This window comes from Methylocaldum sp. RMAD-M (genome assembly GCF_017832375.1).
Lineage (GTDB): Bacteria > Pseudomonadota > Gammaproteobacteria > Methylococcales > Methylococcaceae > Methylocaldum.
Map to the genome: position 1 here is coordinate 332,690 of NZ_JAFIBZ010000002.1, position 17,687 is coordinate 350,376.

Consider the following 17,687-nt stretch of genomic DNA (forward strand, 5'->3'; position numbering starts at 1 on the left):
TTCGAATCCGGTCCAGTGGCCGCGAAGCCAAATCGAGCCGACTTTGACGCCGATGTTTACCATACGATGGAAGATCGTCTGATGAACGAATGGTCGACACACGTGCGAATAAAATGACAACGCAGCAGTTCGGATGCGCCTGATTGGCGAGAACACGTTCGAGCCTAGAACGTACATTCTCACGAAAACTAGGAGAATGCCGATCACGCACCGCAACAAGTGACGGAAAACGATCTTTTAGACAAACCTGCAAGCTACCCGAACTTCATGACCGAAGCGCTCGATCCCCGTTTCATTCACCTGCGCGTCCACACGGAATACTCCCTGGTCGACGGACTGGTCGACGTGAAAGCCCTGGTCAAGCGCACGGCGGCGCTGGGCATGCCGGCGGTGGCCGTGACCGACCAGTCCAATCTGTTCGCCCTGGTCAAGTTCTATAAAGCGGCCTTGGCCGAAGGGGTTAAGCCCATTGCCGGAGCCGATGTGCAGCTATACAACGAAGCCGACCCGGCCTCTCCGCATGCTTTGACGCTGTACGTGCAGAATACCGCGGGATACCGCACCCTCACCGAATTGATTTCCCGCAGCTATCGGGAAAATCAGCATCAAGGCGTGCCCTTGCTGATGCCCGAGTGGCTGGAAGAAAAAAACGAGGGACTCTTGGCGCTCTCCGGCGCCCGCCGAGGCGATATCGGACAGGCTTTGCTGATGGGCAACGTAAGCGAAGCGAAACGCCTGCTCGAACGCTGGCTCGGAATTTTCGACCGGCGCTTTTATCTGGAGCTGCAACGCACCGGACGTCCGGACGAGGAGGAATACATCGAGGGTGCCGTGAGCCTCGCGATCGAGCTCGACGTCCCGGTGGTCGCCACCAACGACGTACGATTCATCAGCCCGTCGGAATTCGAGGCTCACGAAGCCCGGGTCTGCATCCATCAGGGCCGGGTATTGGACGATCCGCGCCGCCCGCGCGATTACACCGAGCAGCAATATCTCCGAAGCCCCGAGGAGATGGCGGAGTTGTTCGCCGATCTCCCCGAAGCCCTGGAAAACTCGGTCGAGATCGCCAAACGCTGCAATCTCGAACTGACCCTAGGCAAGAACTTTCTGCCGCAATTCCCCGTACCCGAAGGCATGAGTACGGCGGAATTTTTCGCCGAGGAGTCGCGCAAGGGGTTGAAGGAACGTCTGGCGGTCCGACCGCCCACCGGGAGCGGGAGTCTCGAAGACCGGCGCAAGCGCTACGAAGAGCGGCTGGAACTGGAAATCTCGGTCATCAATCAGATGGATTTCCCCGGCTACTTCCTGATCGTGGCCGATTTCATCCAGTGGGCCAAGAAAAACGGCATTCCGGTGGGGCCCGGACGCGGTTCCGGCGCGGGCTCGCTGGTGGCCTACGCCCTCAAGATCACCGACCTCGACCCCATCGAATTCGAACTGCTGTTCGAGCGCTTCCTGAATCCCGAGCGCGTGTCCATGCCCGACTTCGACGTGGATTTCTGCATGGAGCGCCGCGACGAGGTGATCGATTACGTAGCCCGGAAATACGGGCGCGACCGGGTGTCCCAGATCATCACCTACGGCAGCATGGCGGCCAAGGCCGTGGTACGCGACGTGGGCCGGGTGCTGGGCCATTCCTACGGCTTCGTGGACAAGATCGCCAAGCTGATTCCGTTCGAGCTGGGCATCACCCTGGACAAGGCCCTCACCGACAGCGAAGACCTCAGAAAGCTGTACGAGAGCGACGAGGAAGTCCGAACGCTGATCGACCTCGCCAAGTCGCTCGAAGGCATTACCCGCAACGCCGGCAAGCACGCGGGCGGCGTCGTCATCGCACCGTCCCAGCTGATCGATTTTTCCCCGCTGTACTGCGAACCGGGCGGCGAAAACCTGGTGACCCAGTTCGACAAGGACGACGTGGAAGCGGTGGGTCTGGTCAAGTTCGACTTTCTGGGACTCCGCACTCTCACCATCATCGACTGGGCGCTGGAAACCATCAACAAACAGCGGGCCGAGAAAGACGCGCCGCCGGTGGACATCGCCCAAATTCCCCTGGACGACCCCGACACCTACAAGCTGCTGAAAAGCTGTTCGACAACCGCCGTCTTCCAGCTCGAATCACGCGGCATGAAGGACCTGATCCGGCGCCTGCAACCGGACTGCTTCGAGGACATCATCGCCCTGGTGGCGCTGTTCCGTCCGGGCCCGCTGCAGTCAGGCATGGTCGACGACTACATCAACGTCAAGCACGGCCGCACCAAGGCGGAATTCCCGCACCCAGTCCTAGAGCCGATTCTCAGGCCCACCAACGGCGTCATCGTATACCAGGAACAGGTGATGCAAATCGCCCGCGACATGGCCGGTTACACTCTGGGCGGCGCCGATCTCCTGCGCCGCGCGATGGGCAAGAAAAAGCCCGAGGAAATGGCGAAACAGCGGGAAATCTTCGTCACCGGCTCGGTCGGGCTAGGGGTCGACGAGAATATCGCCGGCTACATCTTCGATCTCATGGAGAAGTTCGCCGGCTACGGCTTCAACAAGTCGCACTCGGCGGCCTACGCGCTGGTGTCCTACCAGACCGCCTGGCTCAAGGCCCATTTTCCGGCTGCCTTCATGGCTGCGGTGCTGTCCTCGGACATGGACAACACCGACAAGGTCGTGGTCCTGATCGAAGAGTGCCGGGAAATGAAACTGGCCGTCCAGCCGCCGGACATCAACCGCTCAGAATACCGCTTCGCGGTGCTCAACGACCGCACCATCCTGTATGGCCTAGGCGCGATCAAAGGAGTTGGCGAAACGGCGATCCGGGATATTCTCGAGGAGCGCAAACGCGGCGGCCCATTCGAGGATCTGTACGATTTCTGCCGCCGGGTCGATCTGCGCAAGGTCAACCGGCGCGTGATCGAAGCGCTGATCCGCTCCGGCACCCTGGATTCCATCGATTCGAATCGCGCACGCCATATGGCGGAGCTGTCGGACGCGATCAAAGCGGCCGAACAACACGGTACCATGGCCGAAACCGGGCAGGACGACTTGTTCGGGCTCGGGGGCCCGGCAGAGGCCGAGGATACGCCGCGCGTCGCAACAGCCGTCGAACCTTGGCCGGAAGACGAGCGCCTGGCTTACGAGAAAATGACGCTAGGGCTCTATCTCACCGGCCATCCGATCGGCCCTTACGAGGCCGAGATCCAGCACTTCGTTACCGGCCGTCTCGGAAAATTGTCGCTCGACAACGAGCGGGGGCCCGGAGGACGCCGGGAAGTGCGCGCCGTAGTCGCGGGGCTCGTCGTGGAGCTTCGCGCCCGGCAGAACAAGAACGGCAAGCGCATGGCCTTCGCCACTCTGGATGACCGAACCGGAAGGCTGGAAGTAGCGGTGTTTTCGGAGGTTTTGGAAAAATACCGGGAGCATTTGGTGAAGGACGCGCTGCTAGTCGTCGAAGGCAATCTGGGTTTCGACGACTATGCCGGCCAACTCCGCCTGACCGCGGAACACCTGTTCACCATGGCGCAGGCGCGCGCGCACTTCGCCAAACATCTCTTCATTCAATGGCCGCCGTCGGGCCCAAACACCGCCCCTTCGGAAGCCCAGTGGGTCAACGAACTCGTCGATCTGCTCGCACCGTTCCGAGGCGGCAGCTGTCCGATTTATATCGAATACCGAGGGAAAGCGGCACAGACGACGATTCAGCTCGGGGAAGCATGGCGCGTACATCCCGGCGATGAACTGCTCGCGCGTCTTAAAAAGCGTGTCGGAACCGATAAGGTGAAGCTGCATTACCAATGAAAAAAGGCATCTTGCTCGCTCTATTGTTGCTCGTGACGGCAGGCGCGAAGGCGCAGGATCTCTTGCAAATCCTCGAACTCGCGTTGCAACGCGATCCAAGGCTGCGTGAAGTGGAAGCGACCCGCAACGCCGTCCTGGAAGCCAAGCCGCAAAGTGTCGCCCGTCTATTGCCGACTTTGTCGCTGACCGGCGAGCTCAACCGCAACTCCGTGCTGTCGAAGTTCGAGGAGTTTCAGCTCGCCTTCATCGCCGGTGCCCGGAATGTCGGCTTCTGGAACAGTGCGGCCAGCATCAACCTGACTCAGCCGATTTATCATCACGACTATTGGGTCCAGCTGAGCCAGGCGGACAATCAAATCGCCGAGGCGGAAGCCAATTACGCGGCGGAGCAACAAAACCTGATGCTGCGTACCGCGCGGGCCTATTTCGATGTTTTGTTCGCCCAGGACAGCCGCGAATTCGCGCTGGCCGAGCAGCGCGCCATCGAGCGCCAGCTCGAACAAGCCAAGGCACGGTTCGAGGTGGGACTGATCGCCATTACCGACGTGCACGAAGCCCAAGCGGGTTACGACCAGGCCCGGGCTAATGTCATACAGGCCGAAAACCAGGTGGACAACGCGCGGGAAGCGCTCCAGGAAATCATCGGCGAATACGACCTTGCCCTGGCCGAACTCGCCGAAAAGATTCCGTTGAAGGGCCCGGATCCCGAAAACATCGAGAACTGGAGCGACCTGGCCCAGCAAAACAATCTCAGTATCGTTGCAGCCGAGAACCGCAGCCTGGTGGCGAAAAAAGATATCGATCTTCAGTTCGCCGGCCATCTTCCGTCGATGGATCTGGTCGGCTCGGCGGGATTCACCGATACCAACCGGCCGCGCGGCATACCTACCGAATATCAAGTCATCGGAATGCAAGTCAACGTACCGATGTTCGCGGGCGGCGGCGTCAACTCGCGGGTTCGCCAGGCCCGCCATGAATACGAAGCGGCCCAGGAAAATCTGGACGGCGTACGGCGGTCGGTCAAGCGTCAAGTGAAAGATGCTTACCGTGGTATTCTGTCCGCCATCAGTCAGGTGGAGGCCCTCCAGGCGGCGGTAGTGTCGTCGCAAAGTGCCGTGGAAGCGACCGAAGCCGGGTTGGAAGTCGGCACCCGAACGATGGTCGACGTCCTCGCCGAACAGCGCAATCTGTTTCGGACCAAGCGCGATTATGCGCGGGCGCGCTACGATTACATCATCAACAGTCTGGCGCTCAAACAGGCCGCCGGGACCTTGAACCCAGCGGATCTCGCGATCGTCAATCAGTGGCTGGGTCCGAATTCTCGAGCGGATTCTACGGCACCCGACGAATCCGAGTTCTGACCACGTCAAAAAGAGCCTTTTTTGAGTCAACGCCGCCGGCGGAACCAATCGCACCCCATCGGGTTCGAAACTGTATCCGTCGGCTGTCCCGCGGTTCCATTGGGAGATTCATATGAATAAGAATTCACGAGATTCCTTGTTGGATTCCCTCGGTAAAGGTGTTCAGGAGTTCTGGAAAAAACTGACCGACAACTTGCGAAACGCAGACCTCGACGGGAAACCCGATACGGAAATCAATCCGCGCGCCGGCGATGAGAGCGATTATCAGAGCATGCGGCGACGGCGCATCAATCTCTGGCTTTATCTCCTTCTGATCTTAGCCACCTTGTATTTCTGGCAGGGCTATCAGGAAGTGCGCCAGGACGAAATCCCATATAGCGATTTTCTGAAATACGTGCAGGAACAGCAGGTAGAGGACGTCGTCGTGATGGATCAAGTGATCACCGGGTACCTGAAGCCCGAGGCTCCCGGCGAAGAACGACGCCGTTTCATCACCGTGCCATTATGGAATCAGGATTTGGCGCAGGCCCTGGAAGAAAAAGGCGTCAAATACACCGTTCGCTACGGCAACAACTGGTTGGGCAACTTCATCTTCAATTGGTTGTTGCCTATCGGCATTCTGTTCGCGCTCTGGACCTGGATGGCGCGCCGCATGACCGGCGGGCGCGGGCTTTTGAACTTCGGCCGCAGCCGGGTTCGCATTCATGCGGAATCGTCGGTCAAGGTCACGTTTCAGGACGTCGCGGGCGCCGAGGAAGCCAAGCAAGAGCTCAAGGAAACCATCGAATTCTTACGCAATCCGGCCCGTATCCAACGACTGGGCGGCCGCATGCCGAAGGGCGTCCTTCTGGTCGGCGCACCCGGCACGGGCAAGACCTTGCTGGCGCGCGCAGTGGCCGGCGAGGCCGGGGTGCCGTTCTTCAATATCAGCGGTTCCGAGTTCATCGAGATGTTCGTCGGAGTGGGCGCGGCGCGGGTTCGCGACCTCTTCGAACAAGCCCGGCAAAAAGCGCCCTGCATGATCTTCATCGACGAACTCGACGCCATCGGGCGGGCGCGCGGCGGCCCGGTGGTCATGGGCGGTCATGACGAGCGCGAACAGACCTTGAACCAACTGCTCACGGAAATGGACGGCTTCGATCCATCGATCGGGGTGGTGGTCATGGCGGCCACCAACCGCCCGGAAATCCTCGATAGAGCCCTGCTGCGCGCGGGCCGCTTCGACCGGCAGATCGTGGTCGACAAGCCGGGCCTGGACGACCGGGTTGCCATACTCCAGCTGCATACCCGCAATATCAAGTTGGGGCCGGACGTGAATCTCCGGGTCGTAGCCCAACGGACGCCTGGTCTGGTTGGCGCGGATCTCGCCAATATCTGCAACGAAGCCGCCATCATCGCCGTGCGCGAAAACCAGGAAGCGGTCGGCATGAGGCACTTCGAGGCGGCCATTGACCGAATCATCGCCGGCCCCGAGAAAAAGAGCCGTACGCTCAGCGAACCGGAGAAGCGCCGAGTTGCATATCACGAGTCCGGCCACGCACTGGTGGCCGAGGTCGTTCCCACCGGCGAACCGGTACACAAGGTCTCCATCATTCCACGCGGCGCGGCCGCCTTGGGCTTTACCCTACAATTGCCGATCGAGGAAAAATTCCTCGCCACCGAGGACGAACTCCGCGACAAGATCGCCATCCTGCTTGCAGGACGCGCGGCCGAAGAGTTGGTATTCGGCAATATATCCAGCGGCACTCACAACGATCTCGAGAAAGCCAGCGAAATCGCGAGGGCCATGGTTTGCCAATTGGGCATGAGCAAGAAACTCGGCCCGCTCACCTACGGAAAAAGGCAGCAGCTCGCATATCTCAATATCGAAGGAACCGAGGAGCGGAATTTTAGCGAAGAGACCGCGCAGCTAATCGACTCGGAAGTCAGGGAACTGGTCGAGGAGGGGCAGCGCCGGTCGCGGGAAATTCTCACGCAGCGACGCACAACTTTGGATGAAATCGCCAAGATATTGCAGGAACGGGAAGTCGTCAGCGGCGAGGAAATCAAAGAGGTGATCCACAGGATGGAGCGGCGCTCGGCCTGACACTTTCTCACATCCAACGAAGCCACGGGCGGAGATCTATTCTCCGCCTCCTTCGCTTTTCCTGCCATCATGGCCGATAAGCCGATTATCGGCCGCTGTTCCATTTTATCTCGACAAATCGATTCATATCCCGCCAGCGCGCCGCACCGATTTTCCGGCGGCGAGCAAGCGCCTCGATTCGCGTGAATAGTTCACTTCCGGCGGAGATCAAGCCCTCTAGAATCCGAATCGAAGGGAGGTCGCTCGGGAGGCGTCCATAAGGAATTGGACAAAGCCAGCCTTCAATTTCCCATAGATTTCATTACATCGAAGGACTACAGGAATGACTAACTCATCGCGCTCGAAATTCATCATTTTTCCATTAATAGCCACCGTATGCGGATTCATGCTCGCTTTTGCCGCACCGCAAGCCGTTCGCGCCGATGCCGTCGACGACGAGATCAAAGGGTTGATAATGCAGTTCCATAATGCATCCACGACCGGCGATATCGACTTCATGGAATTCATCACCTCGCGTTCGCCGGATGCCTTGGCCTTGGGCACCGATACCCCCGAGGTCTTCGTCGGCCACGACGCGATCGTAGCCTGGTGGCAAGGCATTTTCGATTTTCTGGCGTCTATCGGTTACGAGAATGGCGGATTGCCGGTGGTTTCGCCGGTCAATCTCCAAGTCGGGCACCGGGGCGCGGTTGCCTGGGCCGCCGAGCAGGCGGTTTGGCACTTCGCGAACGGTGATGTACCGTTCCGCTTGAGCCTGGTGTTCAGGAAAGAACACGGCAACTGGAAAATCATTCAGCAACATTTTTCCATAGGCGTGCCGAATTCCGAGTTACCGATTTGATCGGTCCAAGCAAAAAGCGGGCTGTACAGCCCGCTTCTTTCGCGCCTTGCGAAACTCGTTCAGAAATCGCTGTTGAAGATCTCCGTCGCCCGTCGGCAAATCTCTCGGCCGTAATCCGTCCACAGACCTTGCCCCCAGTACCGGTAGCAACTGGTTTGAGCCGTCATCAAATGGAACAGTGCATTCCGATAACGCGGATCGTCGGTCGGCGCACCTTTTTTCAGGACCTTCTCGTAAAACAGTGCGCTGGCTTCTTCCATGGGGCCCAATACGTTCTCATAGCCTTTCACCCAGGAAATATCGCTGGTCCAGCTGCCGCCCTCCATGTGAAACCGGTGATCTTCTTTCTTGATCTCCTCGATGATTTTTTCCAGCTTTTCGGCACCGTCGCCGGGTTTGAAACGGTCCCAAATCATTTTTTGAAACAAGGGTTGTACCGTCGGGAAATCGCTTTCTGCTATCCCCGTGTCGGCTAAAAATTCCAGGTATTCGGTCACGTTCATGAGCGGCGTTTCCGACCCGCTGGCCTCGCGGACCACCTCCATGAACTTCGGCGGAAATTCGTTCATCATCACGCCGCCGTTCTCGCCATCGGCGATTTGCGTCACCAGCGGCGGGACCGATTTTCCGGCCAGATCCCAGCGGGACAGGCTTCTGGCCTCGTAGTAAGGCTGCATCTGCGCCACCAGCTTGGTATCGCTGCCCTGGGTCTTGATGATCGCGATGATGCTGACGCTTTCGCCTTCCGAATTGGTGCAAACCAGCCGATGCGGCAAATGCTTGTGCTCCGGTCCCCAGCCGTTTTCGGGACGCTCGACGGTATGCTCCTGCACCAGAACCCACGTATAGCCGCAATCCCGGAGCGTCTTCACGAATTCGTAGGCGACATCCGGATGATTCGGCAGCGCCATCTCGGAAGGCGAGAAACCCCGCACCCGCGTCAAAGCCTCAACGCCGAAAATGGCGGCGAAATGATGCTGCCAGGCTTTGACGTGCAGACGGTAATCCTGAACCGGTGTTGACGGCGCTACGGCATGGCCCCAGGGCGCGCCCAGCCATTCGACGGCACGGCGGTAATCCGGATTTACGGTGATCGTCTTGAGATTGTCGAACACGTCGTGCAAGCCCATCTCGCGAAGGCCGTAGAACAGGGTTCCCGAGTATTCCAGCATGACCCTCGGTTCCTTGCCCTCGTGTATCAGTTGCGGCACGAACTCGCCCATGCGCTTGTAGCACCAGTGGAAAACCGGGGCGTTATGGTTATCGCCGATATGCTGATTCTCCATCATGTGCTTGAGATTGCTGATGATCTTGGCGGTGGACGGATCCCCGCCACCGGCCGGAATCAAAGGCTGATGCATGTGCAGCGCGATCGCGGCGGCGCTCTTGATGCGGCCGAACTCGATTGGACTGGAATTCTGGAAGACCGTGTCCGGCCGGTTTCGAATCGCCTGTTCGATCAAAGATTCCGACCCCGAGATATTGGGAAGACCATCGATGGTTTCAGAGAGTGTTTCCATGGGTGACGCTCCGGTACACTGAAGAGGATTGTTCGGCTTCGTAGCGCATTGGCTCCGGCCAGTTTACACCAATCGAAATCGCCGGACCGCTGAACGCTTCATACCTTTTGGCCTTTTTCGAGGAAACAATTTGTGTTCAAAAACCCGCCTCTGTAAGCAAATTTTGATTATCTCGATTTCGGCGTGTCTGGCGAGTAGCGAGACCTTGGCAACGGATGTGCATCGGGAGCGTCAAATCGCCGACGATATCGGGACTCGTACACACCCGGACGAAGCGATTCGGCTGGAAGCGTCCGATCTGGGATTTCAGGGACTATACCGAGAGGCAGTATCGAAAGACGTACGCGGCGGCGTCATCCTGCTGCATGGGAGACATTCGAATCAGGATGCGGCCGATCTTATTCGTCCGCTCCGACTAGGCTTGCCGGTACACGGCTGGAGCAGTTTGTCTTTGGCGATGCCCATATCGGACGCCGACGATCTGCAAGGCCATGCGAATCTTCTTGCAGAAACGATCGCAAGGCTGCAATCCAGCGTGGAGTTTCTCAAGCAGAAAAAAATCGGGAATATCGCCTTGCTGGCCCACGATATCGGAGCATGGACGGCATTGAGCTATCTCGCCGATTCGCCCGACGGAGCCGTGAAGGCCGCGGTGCTGATCGACCCGGCCCCCGTGCGGAAGCTCGATCCACCGCCGATCTCCCCCGATAGCCTGAGCGCCATCCGCTTGCCTATACTTGAAATTCTAAGCAGCCGAATATCGGTGCCAATGGACGACGAAGCGTCCCGCAAGCGGGCCGCCATGAAAACCAATCCGTCCTATCGGTTGCTGGTTCTGAATGAGCCCGATCACGGATGGCAAGACATCGGAGAATTTCTGGTCAACCGTGTTCACGGTTGGCTAACCAATTTGCAGATTAGTGCCGCTTTGGATGCTGCTCCTCCTTCTGCGCCGGAGAAGCAAAGCGGCCTGAATCCAAAATAGCTGCGCCGCCCCTTGGATGACGTGTGCCCACCGGATCGTTCCGCTTCCCATGGGCAAATATCTTGCTTACTTAGGCGCCGCCAATTCCATGATGATGACCTCGGCCTCGCCTTGCCCGACATTTTCCGCCGTCATCCATTGACCGGATTCCCAAAACACTTCTCCGGGCCCGTATTCGCGAACCTGGCCGCCTTCCTCGATTTTCACCTTGCCCTTCACGACGTAACGAGGCCCCGGCCCTTCATGCGTATGCAAAGGTGTCTTGTAACCCTCCGGGAAAATGACCCGAATGACCCGCGAATTGACCTTATTGGTTGGCAGCTCGAGGGCTTTCTCCAAAAGCACTTGGCGAGGCGGCATCTTCGGTTCCTCAGCCCGGCCCACTCCGGCCCAGACTACGGAAAAAACGACAACTGCATGTAGGACGGGATTCGGTCTCATATTATTTTCCTTTGTTCTTATGCGAATTAAATCTAAAAACTTACGCCATCTCGCCCGGGAGATAAAGACCTTTAACCGCCCACTTCCTTCACTTCAGGAAAGCGTGCGCGCCGTTGCAGCCACATCACCCCGCACAGGTCGACAATGCCAACCCATAGCCGGTGCCAGGTGCCATATTTGGACACACCGCGCACACGGGGCCGATGATCGACTTCCACCGACACGACTTTTCCTCCGGCCCGCTGAACAAGCGCGGGAAGGAAACGGTGCATATGGTCGAAATACGGCAGGGAAAGAAACAACTCGCGCGAGAACACCTTGAGCCCGCATCCCGTATCCGGCGTATTATCGTGAAGCAGCGAACTGCGCACGGCATTAGCAACTTTGGAGGAAAACCGCCGCCAGCCGGTATCCTTGCGGCGCTTGCGAAGTCCCGCCACCATGGCCTTCATTCCGTCCTGGTCCATAGACTTCAGGGCCGAGATCAATTTCGGTATATCGGCAGGATTATTTTGCCCGTCGCCGTCCAGGGTCGCGATGATTCGTCCGCGGGCTGCGCGAACGCCGGTCAGCAAGGCGGTGCTTTGCCCGCAGCAGCGTCGGTGACACAGAACGCGCAGCCGCGGGTACTGCGCTCGCAAACCGTCAAGGCGGGTCAGGGTATTGTCGGTGCTGCCGTCATCCACGAAAATCACTTCGTAATTTCCCGCATCGATCAAGGCTCGATCGATTTCGGCGATCAGCGGTTCAACGTTGTCTTCCTCGTTGTGAACCGGCACAACGACACTAAGTTCCATAAATCTTCCTGAACAGTAGCATTGCGTACTAGGGCTGGACGTACCTGACCCGAGGACCGCCATCAGCCGATGCGATCTCGCCGATGGTATACACGGTCTCGCCGGCAGCGGTGAGCAGCGCACGGGCGTTCTCTTCGTCTTCCGGCGCGACGCAGACGATCATGCCGATGCCGCAATTGAAGGTGCGCAGCATCTCGCCGTCCTCTACCCCGCCTTTTTCCTGCAGCCAGCGGAACACGGCCGGTCTCGGCCACGCGAACGGGTCGACCACCGCCTCCGAGCGATCCGGCAAAACCCGCGGCAGGTTTTCCGTGATTCCGCCGCCGGTGATATGGGCCAGGGCATGAACCCTGATTTGACGCATGAGTTGCAGCAATGGCTTTACGTAGATCCGGGTCGGCTCGAGCAACCATTCGCCCAAGGGCTTTCCGTCCAATGATTCATCCAGGCGGCGGCCTTCGCGGTCCACGATCTTGCGGATCAAGGAATAGCCGTTCGAGTGCGGTCCGGAAGACGCCAGGCCGAGCAGTTTGTCGCCCGGACGGACCCGGCTTCCGTCGAGAATCTCGTCCTTCTCCACGATGCCCACGCAAAAGCCGGCCAAATCGTAATCGCCTGTGCCGTACATCCCCGGCATCTCCGCCGTTTCGCCGCCCACCAGGGCGCACCCGGCCAATTCGCAGCCTTTGCCGATGCCTTGGATCGCCGAGGCGGCGACATCCACCTCGAGTTTGCCGGTGGCGTAATAATCGAGAAAAAACAAAGGCTCGGCGCCCTGAACGACGATATCGTTGACACACATTGCAACCAAGTCGATGCCGACGCCGCCATGCTGTCCGCTATCGATGGCCAATCTTAGTTTCGTGCCCACCCCGTCGGTGCCGGCGACCAAAACCGGCTGCTTGTAACGGCCTACCGGAAGCTCGAACAGCGAGCCGAATCCCCCGAGTCCGGCCAGCACACCGGGAATGCGAGTTCTTGCGGCAAACGGTTTAATTCGCTCTACGAGTGCATTACCGGCCTCGATGTCGACACCGGCGCTTTTGTAATCGAGGGATTCGGTTTTGGAATCGGTCAAGCTGAATCTCCGGGATATCAATTCGGAAAAAAGAACTCTAAAAAGCCAAAAACCAGTGTCCATTCAAGTGAAATCTCGACGGGTCGAACGGACATAGAGTGTTTTAGCTGCTCTAAGGGATTGTGATATTGTACAACGCTCTTCGCCAACCTGCGGGAGGATCTTCGTGCGCCTCGTCGCCCTAGTCAGTTTGTGGCTCATAATGGTTTGTCCCAACCTTATGGCCGCGGAAATAAAAGGATTGTATCGAATGGACGTCGCCGTACAGAGCAAAGATGAATCGACACGTAACGAAGACATCCGCAAAGCTCTTGAGCAAGTCCTCAAGCGATTGGTCAGGACCGATGCCATGCAGTCCAAGGCCGTACGCTCCATGCTGGAAAAACCCGACCATTTCGTTCTGCAATACGAGTACATAACCAAGTCGGACACCGATGCGCCGCTCGACTATTTGCGCGTGGAGTTCGATTCGCCGCGCATTAACGACACCTTGCGTAAATCGAACATCAGTCCTTGGGGAGAACAGCGACCCGAAGTGCTGGTATGGCTTTCGATTGAGGATAATGCGGAAAAATCGATTTTCGTGGCCGACCAAATGCCGGAGATCGACCGCGCGCTACGTGCCGCAGCGGAGGAAAGCGGATTGCCCGTGACGGTTCCTTTGTGGGATTTGACCGACCAACAGAGTCTCAGCATCGACGACCTGGAAACCGGTAACGGAGAGCGGGTCAAGCAAGCGTCCGCTCGATACGAGACCGATGCCGTGCTCGCCGGACGCTTGTCGCATAGACCGGAGGGAACCTGGGATGCCACTTGGCGAATTTACCTTCAAAATCTCGACGAGACTTGGCAGGGAAACTTTCCCGATCTCCAGGAAGCACTCCGGTCGGGTACATCCGGAGTCTACTCCCGCCTGGCCGAACGGTTCATTCCGCGTACCACGCAGGAAACGACTCTGGAATTGAAAATCGTCGGCCTGTCGTCTCTCGATGCGACCGATCGCGCAACCGCCTATCTGAGCCGGCTGTCTCAGGTCAAAAGGCTGGAGTGGATGGGAGTGGACGCCGATCATGCCTTGTTTAAGCTATACGTACTCGGCGACAGGGCGTCGTTGGAGGAGGCCCTCGCTTTAGGGCGGGTGTTGAGACCCGTCGCTAACGAGGACCGGCAGTTTTCCGGGTTAACCTACCGATTAGCCGAATGAAAGCACGTCATATACCCAATATCATTTCGGTTTGCCGAATCCTGCTCGTCTATCCTGTCATCAGTTCGATGCTGGAAAAGCGCTTCGATTGGGCTCTGACGCTGTTCGTGATTGCGGGTGTATCGGATGCTCTGGACGGTTTTCTAGCCAAGCATTTTCACTGGCAATCCCGTCTCGGCTCCTATATCGACCCTTTGGCCGACAAGCTGCTTCTGGTTTCGTCTTATATCGTGCTGAGCTTTATGGGATTGCTCCCGTTTTGGCTCATGGCCACCGTGGTCTTGCGCGACCTGGTGATATTCACCGGTGCAGTGCTGTATTACTTCCTGCTGCGGCCCTTCGAAGGGCAACCGCTCCTGATCAGCAAAGTGAATACATTGCTTCAGCTCTTTCTGGTATTCATCATACTCCTGCACCATGGCTTCGTGTCGTTGCCCGCCAGCCTCATCACCGGCCTGACCGCGATCGTATTTTTGACGACGCTGGTTAGCGGCGCGATGTACGTATATGTCTGGGGAAGCAGCTATTACCGCGAAACCCGAGTCTTGGGCATGCGCAATGACTAAGGGCCATTTTTCCACGCTTCGATGGACGCGGTTATCCCGAGTTCGCCGCCATATACCGGCATTCTTGTTGAGCCTTCTTCCTCTCCCGGCGGTCGCCCAAGAACATTTCCGGGGACCCGGTGGAGCGCAAGGCGAAACCCTTTTTATCGAACCCAATAGTCCTCGCGCCAACGAAGATATCCTGATTTATTACCCGCGGCGCGGTTGCAACGACGACCGTGTCGATGCCCGGATGAAAGGAAACGAAATCGAGATCGTCGTCAACCACTACGGGCAGTGCCTTTATACCTTTCAACCGGAGGAAAGCGCCCTCCCCGGCTCCGGGCTTTACCGAACCTATCGAATTGGTCGACTGCCGGTCGGAAACTATCGCATTCGGTTGTATTATCAGGATTTATCCGAAAGTTCTCGTAGCCGCAGTTTCAGCATTTCGGAATCCTTTTCGGTCATGCCCGCTCGCTAGAGCATCTTCCGATGTGGTGTAGCGCCCCAGGCTGTCGTAGGTCGGGAATCCCTTCCCGACATCGTCGTCGGCAAAGGATTGCCGACCTACAAGCTTGTTTGCGCATGTATTCTGAGTGTGCGTGCCGAGTTCCCGATTCACGCCACTATACTGCGGCGAAAAACGCTCCGAACGCCGGTACCGACTCGCCGTCCGGCATCGTACAAACATAACATCCCAATCTTGTCGAAATATCAGTCATGAACGATACGGTCTCTTCCGACTTCAATCCCCAGAACGCTTTTCATTCAAACGCGACCGACTCGGCGATTTCCAAACGGTTCCGCCGCATCGGCCTGATTACGATCGCCGCCGTTTATTTCCTGATCCTGGTCGGCGGTATCGTACGGGCATCCGGTGCCGGCATGGGCTGCCCCGACTGGCCCACCTGTTTCGGCCGCTGGGTCCCGCCTACCGACGAATCCCAGCTGCCGCCGAATTACCATGAGATTTACGCCGAGCGCGGCTATGCGGATACCGAGTTCAATCCGCTCAAGACCTGGACCGAATATGTCAATCGGTTGATCGGTGTGAGTATCGGAGTGCTTATTCTGCTGACCTTGCTCTATGCGATTCCATATCTGAGACGAGACCGGGCGGTCTTCTTCCTCGCCTTATCCGTATTCTTATTGGTCGGGTTTCAGGGTTGGCTGGGATCTGCGGTCGTCGCCAGCAATCTGCGGCCGGTCATGATTACCGCCCACATGGTGACCGCTTTCGTGATCGTGTGTCTCCTGATCTACGCGATCGCGAGATCGCAGCAGGACACGATACGGAGGCTCGATACTGGCGCGCTATCGCCAAGATTCAAAACGGTCTTGGCGGTAGCGATGGGAATGACGCTGCTGCAAATCACCATGGGAACCCAGATCCGGGAGTCGGTGGACGTCATCGCCACGACCTTCGATCAAGCCGAGCGCCACCTTTGGCGGGAGGAATTTCCGATCATTTTCTACATTCACCGCTCGTTCTCCTCCGTCATTCTCTTCACAAACCTGTGGCTCGTCTGGAATCTGGCACGACGCCTCGAACGCGGACACCTGCTTCGAAACTTCGGCATCGCCTTGGGGGCTTTGGTGGTAGCCGCCATCGGCACCGGGGTAACGCTGGATCGTCTCGGATTTCCGGCTTTCGTACAGCCGATTCACCTCGTCCTGGCCAATCTGATCTTCGGAACCCAGTTTTTCCTGTTTATCGCATTGCGGTATTCGGAAAATCCAAGGCTCACGGCCGCAGCGCGCGTCGATTAGCCTGTAGAAACTATGCAGCGCCTAGCCTGCCAAGCTTGGCCTAGGTCGGGTTGAAGCGTTGCGGAAACCCGGCACAGCCGACGCTTGATCGAGGTCTAGTTTCGTACCTCACCCCGGGGTTTGTAGGGCGGGTTAGGCGCGCACAACGGAACCCCTGCTGGGCACGCTTGGATTCGATGCGCCGTAACCCGCCGTTTACCGAGTAGCCCCTTAGAGTGTTTTCATCTCGCTCGTACGGCAAAACAGGCCTGCAGGAGTCGTTGGCGCCTTCGGCCAGGGTAGATCGACTCAAGCTTTCGTAGGTCGGCAATCCTTTGCCAATCGCAAACGGTCGCTTTAGTCGCGACCCTTCCGACGAAGACGCTCGGCCGGGACGTGGCGTCGGGAAGGGATTCCCGACCTACTCGCGAGTGCCCGTACAGTAGGTATGAAAATGCTCTAAGTACATTCAGGGAAGTCTTGCGGCATACGCACCACTACAGGAGAAACCCGCCAATCAAACTAATCTGTCGAGATTCCGTAAAAGTTTACGGAATATACTTAGCTTTCGCGTAATGCGCCGAATGAAATACTCCCATGCGGCGGAATACGCGAGTACGCTATTCCGCCCTACGCGGGCTGGAAAGCCCGTAGGCTGGGTTGAAGCTTTGCGGAAACCCGGCACAGCCAAGTCTTGAACCGCTGGGTTTCGTACCTCAACCCAGCCTACGCGGGCTTGATCCGGATAACAGTATCTACGCGGGCTACAATTTCAGAGTTGCAGGAGCTCTTCTATCGCAGCATCAAGTAATGAATACAGGGTGGAAACATCGGTGAATGTTGAATCGCGAACTATCACCGTTTCACCAGACTCCCCATTAACAACAATCCATTCCGTCGTACCTGATCCCCAAACAGTAAAGCTCGCCAAAAATGATCCACACTCCAGAACTACTGCAGCTTTGTTTCCGTCGCTTTCGGATTCGGGCAACCGTAGTTCAATCCGATCAAAAGTATTCGCCAGATTTCTTGATAGATACCATGATTTAACTTCTTTGGGAGCAAAACAAATCTGACTCATCGCGGTACCTTGATTGCCGTATTTAAGATATTTGTAGCTTCCGGCATCTCAGTAATCCCAAGCTTTGGACCGAATATGCTATTAGGACCAAAAATCTTCCCTGTAACTCCATCAGGAGTTATGCTCGAAAGTTGTGGATGAGAGGCTGAGGTAGGCGGCGTATTCTTGATGGTCTTCGAGGTCATCAATTCCTGTTGAGAGGAGCGAATA

Annotated in this window: 15 protein-coding genes; 9 read left to right on the forward strand and 6 right to left on the reverse strand. The window is 57.5% G+C overall.

The window, feature by feature from the left end; all coding sequences use genetic code 11:
* The first annotated feature begins 267 nt into the window (after positions 1-267).
* The 4 genes from dnaE to JOD69_RS03675 all read left to right on the forward strand — a co-directional run bounded on the left by dnaE (position 268) and on the right by JOD69_RS03675 (position 8,074).
* Positions 268-3,786 carry a DNA polymerase III subunit alpha gene (dnaE, locus tag JOD69_RS03660; RefSeq protein WP_086135482.1) on the forward strand — a complete coding sequence of 1,173 codons (3,519 nt, stop codon included), beginning with the start codon at positions 268-270 and terminating at the stop codon, positions 3,784-3,786.
* Positions 3,783-5,147 (forward strand): TolC family outer membrane protein, encoded by a 1,365-nt coding sequence (locus JOD69_RS03665; protein WP_086135239.1) that lies wholly within the window; start codon positions 3,783-3,785, stop codon positions 5,145-5,147. The genes dnaE and JOD69_RS03665 overlap by 4 nt, the downstream gene beginning before the upstream one ends.
* 112 nt (positions 5,148-5,259) lie before the next feature.
* Positions 5,260-7,233, forward strand: a complete 1,974-nt coding sequence (ftsH, locus tag JOD69_RS03670; RefSeq protein WP_077728069.1) for an ATP-dependent zinc metalloprotease FtsH — start codon at positions 5,260-5,262, stop codon at positions 7,231-7,233.
* A gap of 322 nt (positions 7,234-7,555) precedes the next feature.
* Positions 7,556-8,074: a nuclear transport factor 2 family protein gene (locus tag JOD69_RS03675; RefSeq protein WP_077728068.1), complete on the forward strand. Its 519-nt coding sequence runs from the start codon at positions 7,556-7,558 to the stop codon at positions 8,072-8,074.
* A 59-nt stretch (positions 8,075-8,133) separates the two neighbouring features.
* Here the strand turns inward: JOD69_RS03675 and JOD69_RS03680 are convergent, their stop codons facing one another.
* The gene (locus JOD69_RS03680) at positions 8,134-9,594 is read right to left on the reverse strand and encodes a glycosyl hydrolase family 57 (RefSeq protein WP_077728067.1); all 1,461 of its coding nucleotides are present in this window, start codon (positions 9,592-9,594) and stop codon (positions 8,134-8,136) included.
* A gap of 205 nt (positions 9,595-9,799) precedes the next feature.
* Between JOD69_RS03680 and JOD69_RS03685 the strand changes: the two genes are divergently transcribed.
* Positions 9,800-10,579, forward strand: a complete 780-nt coding sequence (locus tag JOD69_RS03685) for an alpha/beta fold hydrolase (RefSeq protein ID WP_168183890.1) — start codon at positions 9,800-9,802, stop codon at positions 10,577-10,579.
* 66 nt (positions 10,580-10,645) lie between these two features.
* On the opposite strand, the gene JOD69_RS03690 is transcribed toward JOD69_RS03685, so the two are convergent.
* The 3 genes from JOD69_RS03690 to purM all read right to left on the reverse strand — a co-directional run bounded on the left by JOD69_RS03690 (position 10,646) and on the right by purM (position 12,895).
* Positions 10,646-11,020: a cupin domain-containing protein gene (locus JOD69_RS03690; RefSeq protein ID WP_077728065.1), complete on the reverse strand. Its 375-nt coding sequence runs from the start codon at positions 11,018-11,020 to the stop codon at positions 10,646-10,648.
* A gap of 71 nt (positions 11,021-11,091) precedes the next feature.
* Complete coding sequence (locus tag JOD69_RS03695; protein ID WP_077728064.1) at positions 11,092-11,817, reverse strand: glycosyltransferase family 2 protein; 726 nt, start codon at positions 11,815-11,817, stop codon at positions 11,092-11,094.
* Positions 11,818-11,845: 28 nt separating this feature from the next.
* Entirely contained in the window at positions 11,846-12,895 is a 1,050-nt protein-coding gene (gene purM, locus JOD69_RS03700) for a phosphoribosylformylglycinamidine cyclo-ligase (protein WP_240507107.1), read from the reverse strand.
* A gap of 220 nt (positions 12,896-13,115) precedes the next feature.
* Here purM and JOD69_RS03705 point away from each other — a divergent pair, with 220 nt between their 5' ends.
* The 4 genes from JOD69_RS03705 to JOD69_RS03720 all read left to right on the forward strand — a co-directional run bounded on the left by JOD69_RS03705 (position 13,116) and on the right by JOD69_RS03720 (position 16,417).
* Positions 13,116-14,099 (forward strand): DUF2066 domain-containing protein, encoded by a 984-nt coding sequence (locus tag JOD69_RS03705; RefSeq protein WP_280858437.1) that lies wholly within the window; start codon positions 13,116-13,118, stop codon positions 14,097-14,099.
* Complete coding sequence (locus tag JOD69_RS03710) at positions 14,096-14,665, forward strand: CDP-alcohol phosphatidyltransferase family protein (RefSeq protein WP_077728061.1); 570 nt, start codon at positions 14,096-14,098, stop codon at positions 14,663-14,665. Before JOD69_RS03705 ends, JOD69_RS03710 begins: the two co-directional genes overlap by 4 nt.
* Before the next feature lie 67 nt (positions 14,666-14,732).
* Entirely contained in the window at positions 14,733-15,128 is a 396-nt protein-coding gene (locus JOD69_RS03715; RefSeq protein ID WP_139841147.1) for a hypothetical protein, read from the forward strand.
* Between the two features lie 239 nt (positions 15,129-15,367).
* Complete coding sequence (locus JOD69_RS03720) at positions 15,368-16,417, forward strand: COX15/CtaA family protein (RefSeq protein ID WP_077728059.1); 1,050 nt, start codon at positions 15,368-15,370, stop codon at positions 16,415-16,417.
* A gap of 751 nt (positions 16,418-17,168) precedes the next feature.
* Here JOD69_RS03720 and JOD69_RS03725 read toward each other — a convergent pair.
* Both JOD69_RS03725 and JOD69_RS03730 read right to left on the reverse strand, forming a co-directional pair.
* Positions 17,169-17,477: a hypothetical protein gene (locus JOD69_RS03725; protein ID WP_139841146.1), complete on the reverse strand. Its 309-nt coding sequence runs from the start codon at positions 17,475-17,477 to the stop codon at positions 17,169-17,171.
* Positions 17,474-17,687, reverse strand: a 214-nt coding sequence (locus tag JOD69_RS03730; RefSeq protein ID WP_210023803.1) for a hypothetical protein, incomplete at its 5' end; no start/stop codon positions are given. The genes JOD69_RS03725 and JOD69_RS03730, both read right to left, overlap by 4 nt.

Coding starts and splice junctions, on each gene's coding strand:
- dnaE (WP_086135482.1), top strand. CDS start 268: ATGACCGAAGCGCTCGATCCCCGTTTCATTCACCTGCGCGTCCACACG.
- JOD69_RS03665 (WP_086135239.1), top strand. CDS start 3,783: ATGAAAAAAGGCATCTTGCTCGCTCTATTGTTGCTCGTGACGGCAGGC.
- ftsH (WP_077728069.1), top strand. CDS start 5,260: ATGAATAAGAATTCACGAGATTCCTTGTTGGATTCCCTCGGTAAAGGT.
- JOD69_RS03675 (WP_077728068.1), top strand. CDS start 7,556: ATGACTAACTCATCGCGCTCGAAATTCATCATTTTTCCATTAATAGCC.
- JOD69_RS03680 (WP_077728067.1), bottom strand. CDS start 9,594: ATGGAAACACTCTCTGAAACCATCGATGGTCTTCCCAATATCTCGGGG.
- JOD69_RS03690 (WP_077728065.1), bottom strand. CDS start 11,020: ATGAGACCGAATCCCGTCCTACATGCAGTTGTCGTTTTTTCCGTAGTC.
- JOD69_RS03695 (WP_077728064.1), bottom strand. CDS start 11,817: ATGGAACTTAGTGTCGTTGTGCCGGTTCACAACGAGGAAGACAACGTT.
- JOD69_RS03705 (WP_280858437.1), top strand. CDS start 13,116: ATGGCCGCGGAAATAAAAGGATTGTATCGAATGGACGTCGCCGTACAG.
- JOD69_RS03710 (WP_077728061.1), top strand. CDS start 14,096: ATGAAAGCACGTCATATACCCAATATCATTTCGGTTTGCCGAATCCTG.
- JOD69_RS03720 (WP_077728059.1), top strand. CDS start 15,368: ATGAACGATACGGTCTCTTCCGACTTCAATCCCCAGAACGCTTTTCAT.
- JOD69_RS03725 (WP_139841146.1), bottom strand. CDS start 17,477: ATGAGTCAGATTTGTTTTGCTCCCAAAGAAGTTAAATCATGGTATCTA.